The sequence below is a fragment of the Enterococcus sp. VV15 genome (assembly GCF_005236045.1).
GTDB classification, from domain to species: domain Bacteria; phylum Bacillota; class Bacilli; order Lactobacillales; family Enterococcaceae; genus Enterococcus_B; species Enterococcus_B durans.
On the sequence record NZ_QPTY01000076.1, the window covers coordinates 1 to 3346 of the forward strand.

Sequence of the window (3346 nt, forward strand, 5' to 3'; positions counted from 1 at the left end):
GTATTCAAGCGTAATGAGGCTGGGTATGAATACGAAGTCATCGGAAATATATATGAGAATCCTGAGTTGTTGGAGGAATAGCGATGAATAAACAGGAATTGATTGATAAACTAGCAAGCCTTGTAGGTAGCATAGAAGACTTTAAAGGTATAAGTACTTTTCATGATGGAAAATATGCGGGTTTAGAACACGCATTAGAACTAATCCAACAACTAGACGAACCGGAGTTCAACGACTATCTTTGCGATATTAAAAGCCAGATAGAATACCTAAGAATTCACGGTCCAGGAAAGATTAAGAGTCTTAGGATGCTACAAAATATGGTAGATAACATGATCACTGGTTGCTGGTCATCAACAAGTATTCGAACTCAGAAAGTCAAAGCTAGGTTGGCAAAACATTGGGATGAAGATTTAGGAGATTGCTTGTGGTGGGATTTCCCAGTAGAAGAGCCGCCATATTGTGGCACACCACTAGATGACGATTTTCCAAAGTATAAGACACATTTTACTGAACTTCATATTCCAGACGAGGTCGAGAAAGAACCGTTGTATCACGTGAAGCTAACAATACCAGGCGCAACATACTACCTTATCCAAACTTTTTTAATGCCCGGATATACTCATATGTGTTTCTCAGCGGCTACAGAACGTTATGGGGCTAAATGGAAAAATACTTTTACGGAATCAGAAATAAAAGCAATAGATGAGAGATTCTGGTTGTTTGCTGTGCCAGTGGATGAGGTGGTAGAAGGATGAAATACAAATGCCTAGAAACATTTAGCGTTCCTGAATGGGACGAATTTGAAAATTGCGAGGAAGGTCGTGAGTTTATTGTTCATGAAGGTAGTATTTGGAAAAGTGATAATCCTATCGCAAAGAATGATCAAGAAGTATTTTTGAGTAGCGATGGAAGTACTTTAAATATTGCAAAAGAACTCTTTGATGTGATGTTTGAGGAGACGGAAGTATGAGCGATTGTTTAACAGCAGAACAATATGAATATGCTAGAAAAACAGGAGATTGGGAATCTGGTGAAGTTCTAACTCATGGACAAGTACTCAACGACAACCAGCAAATCGTGTTGGAGTGGTTGAAAAGTAACAGAAATTCGTTGAAAGTTCCAATGCTCGCAATTTATGAATTAGCAGAATTAGCAGATAAAAATACAAACTTAGCCTACCGTCAACTGAATAGTAAACAAGAGGCAGAAGTCCTAGCAGCATTTGCTCAATGGGGATTAGAACAGGAGAAAGCGGAATGATAAAAATGACTTTGGAAGAACTACTACGAAAATATAAAAGAGGCTGGTATAGAAAAGGTAAAACATATCGTTTTCTATGTGCTATTGATGGTATGGGATTTCTGATATATAAAACAAAAACAGCAATGAAAAAGAAAACATCCACTGTATGGGGGATTAATCCAGAATGTGATGATTGGTTTTCTAAAGCTGAATATATTGGATTAGATTTGGAGGAAAAAGAATGATCTATCCAGTTCTATTTATCTTACTTTTCGTTTTCATGTTAGTAATCATCCAAGAGGAGAATGAAAAATGAACGAATTATTATGGTTCATTGTATTCGCAGTAATCGGAATTGTCTGCTTTTTAGTTGGTTACTGGAATTGTTTATTGAAATTAATCAAAGTATTAGACAGCGCCTTAGAGTATGAACATATTTCTAAAGATAATCAGTACAGAGAAGGTTGGCTTGAGTGTATAAACCATATAATCAATCAGTTTAAATGGAAGGTATAAACGTATGGGAAAGACAAAATCAAAAGTAAAGAAGAAAAAACGCCGTTTAGAACAAAAGGCTATCCAGAATGGGACGGCTAACGCAAAGCTCTTGAAGAAGGGAGAAAAAGGGAATGAGTCTACAAAAATTTGAAAATAATCTATTTCAGTTAGAAGTTAAAACAGAAAATGGTAAATCGTTATTTGATGTTGAAACAGTCGCAAGAAGCTTAGGGTTTACAGAAACAAAGAATGGAAAAGAATATGTAATCTGGAAGCGAGTCAATAAATATTTAGAAAAATATCTTTCGACACCAGTGTCGAAAGGTGATTTCATAAGCGAACCAATGGTCTACAAATTAGCATTTAAAGCGAATAACGCCTTAGCTGAAAAATTCCAAGACTGGTTAGCAACTGACGTTCTACCACAAATTAGAAAACACGGCATGTATGCCACTGACGAATTGCTAGACAATCCTGATTTACTAATTGAGGTAGCAACTAAGCTGAAAGAAGAACGAACCAAGCGATTGATAGCTGAACAAAAGGTAGCGGAGTACGAACCTAAAATTACTTATCTTGATACGATTCTCGCTTCGAAAGATACAGTCAGTACTTCTCAAATTGCGGCAGATTATGGTATGTCAGCTATCCAGCTAAACAAATTACTACATCAATTAGGCGTACAACGTAAGGTTAGTGGTCAGTGGTTGCTTTATAAAAAGCATATGAATTGCGGTTACACAAAATCACATACAAGTGAAATCAAGCAATCTGACGGCACGGTTAAAATAGTTATGAGTACGAAGTGGACACAAAAAGGCAGATTATTTATTTACAACTTATTGAAAGATGAAGGACATTATCCCCAAATGGACCTATGGGATAACGTTTCCTAAAAAAGAATATAAAAATAGACAGCTAGAGCGCATAGCAGGTCGCTCTTTGGTAGATATTAAATCACCAGTTATAACAGATATGCCCAAAGTTCCTAGTCATGGAAAAAGAGTAGAAGATGCAATGATCCAATTAGCAGATGATGAAACAGAATGAAATGCGATTCTAGGAGCTTTAATGGCACTTAGTTTGATTAGCCGACAGATACTTTATTATAGTTTCTGCGACGTTGAAAAGCATTCTGCAACATAGGAACGATATTATCGAATATTAACAATGTAAAGGAAGAGAATAATGATCATTAATATTATTTCAGCAGGAACCATCTTAATTCTGCTAGTAAGTACTGTAAGCCAACAAGTAGAACTAAAACATTTGAAACGAGAAAACCAATTAATAAAAAACATGTTACAAAAAACAGAGTTTTCATTCTTTGATGAATTAGATAAATACAAATAAAAAAGCCGGATTCCTCCGACTGTGAATAATATTTCTGACACAAGTATTATATCATAATTGGGGGAATCAGGATGGTGCTTTTCGATGTGAAGAAGTATGAAACACCAGAAGTAAAAGATGTGGATATGGAACGCACAAAATATAATGTCGCTGTATTTCTTTCAGCATATCTGTCAGCTAGATGTAGAGTAGGTCAACCTAGGGAACCGAAGGTAACGGCATCTTACTCCTTGGTTCCACCTTCTACAGC

Annotated in this window: 9 protein-coding genes and 2 pseudogenes; all 11 read left to right on the top strand. The window is 36.1% G+C overall.

What is annotated here, in order from left to right; all coding sequences use genetic code 11:
- Positions 1–81 (top strand): YopX family protein (locus DVW83_RS15860; protein WP_274548129.1); only part of this gene is annotated, 81 nt, incomplete at its 5' end.
- A gap of 2 nt (positions 82–83) precedes the next feature.
- The gene (locus tag DVW83_RS14350; protein WP_238699440.1) at positions 84–758 is read left to right on the top strand and encodes a DUF1642 domain-containing protein; all 675 of its coding nucleotides are present in this window, start codon (positions 84–86) and stop codon (positions 756–758) included.
- Complete coding sequence (locus tag DVW83_RS14355) at positions 755–973, top strand: hypothetical protein (protein WP_137239612.1); 219 nt, start codon at positions 755–757, stop codon at positions 971–973. Before DVW83_RS14350 ends, DVW83_RS14355 begins: the two co-directional genes overlap by 4 nt.
- On the top strand, positions 970–1263 hold the full coding sequence (locus tag DVW83_RS14360) for a hypothetical protein (protein ID WP_137239614.1): 294 nt from the start codon (positions 970–972) through the stop codon (positions 1261–1263). The genes DVW83_RS14355 and DVW83_RS14360 overlap by 4 nt, the downstream gene beginning before the upstream one ends.
- Positions 1260–1490, top strand: coding sequence for a hypothetical protein (locus DVW83_RS14365; protein WP_137239616.1), 231 nt, complete (start codon positions 1260–1262; stop codon positions 1488–1490). The genes DVW83_RS14360 and DVW83_RS14365 overlap by 4 nt, the downstream gene beginning before the upstream one ends.
- A gap of 67 nt (positions 1491–1557) precedes the next feature.
- Positions 1558–1761 carry a hypothetical protein gene (locus DVW83_RS14370; RefSeq protein WP_137239618.1) on the top strand — a complete coding sequence of 68 codons (204 nt, stop codon included), beginning with the start codon at positions 1558–1560 and terminating at the stop codon, positions 1759–1761.
- A gap of 4 nt (positions 1762–1765) precedes the next feature.
- Positions 1766–1894 carry a hypothetical protein gene (locus DVW83_RS15865; RefSeq protein ID WP_274548125.1) on the top strand — a complete coding sequence of 43 codons (129 nt, stop codon included), beginning with the start codon at positions 1766–1768 and terminating at the stop codon, positions 1892–1894.
- On the top strand, positions 1875–2639 hold the full coding sequence (locus DVW83_RS14375; RefSeq protein WP_137239620.1) for a phage antirepressor KilAC domain-containing protein: 765 nt from the start codon (positions 1875–1877) through the stop codon (positions 2637–2639). Before DVW83_RS15865 ends, DVW83_RS14375 begins: the two co-directional genes overlap by 20 nt.
- A gap of 16 nt (positions 2640–2655) precedes the next feature.
- Positions 2656–2880: pseudogene (locus DVW83_RS14380) on the top strand (ArpU family phage packaging/lysis transcriptional regulator); the annotation flags it as partial.
- A 51-nt stretch (positions 2881–2931) separates the two neighbouring features.
- The gene (locus DVW83_RS15100; RefSeq protein ID WP_161569463.1) at positions 2932–3096 is read left to right on the top strand and encodes a hypothetical protein; all 165 of its coding nucleotides are present in this window, start codon (positions 2932–2934) and stop codon (positions 3094–3096) included.
- Between the two features lie 71 nt (positions 3097–3167).
- Positions 3168–3346 (top strand): annotated as a pseudogene (locus DVW83_RS14385) (ArpU family transcriptional regulator); the annotation flags it as partial.

Coding starts and splice junctions, on each gene's coding strand:
- DVW83_RS14365 (WP_137239616.1), top strand. CDS start 1,260: ATGATAAAAATGACTTTGGAAGAACTACTACGAAAATATAAAAGAGGC.
- DVW83_RS15100 (WP_161569463.1), top strand. CDS start 2,932: ATGATCATTAATATTATTTCAGCAGGAACCATCTTAATTCTGCTAGTA.
- DVW83_RS14355 (WP_137239612.1), top strand. CDS start 755: ATGAAATACAAATGCCTAGAAACATTTAGCGTTCCTGAATGGGACGAA.
- DVW83_RS14350 (WP_238699440.1), top strand. CDS start 84: ATGAATAAACAGGAATTGATTGATAAACTAGCAAGCCTTGTAGGTAGC.
- DVW83_RS14370 (WP_137239618.1), top strand. CDS start 1,558: ATGAACGAATTATTATGGTTCATTGTATTCGCAGTAATCGGAATTGTC.
- DVW83_RS15865 (WP_274548125.1), top strand. CDS start 1,766: ATGGGAAAGACAAAATCAAAAGTAAAGAAGAAAAAACGCCGTTTAGAA.
- DVW83_RS14375 (WP_137239620.1), top strand. CDS start 1,875: ATGAGTCTACAAAAATTTGAAAATAATCTATTTCAGTTAGAAGTTAAA.
- DVW83_RS14360 (WP_137239614.1), top strand. CDS start 970: ATGAGCGATTGTTTAACAGCAGAACAATATGAATATGCTAGAAAAACA.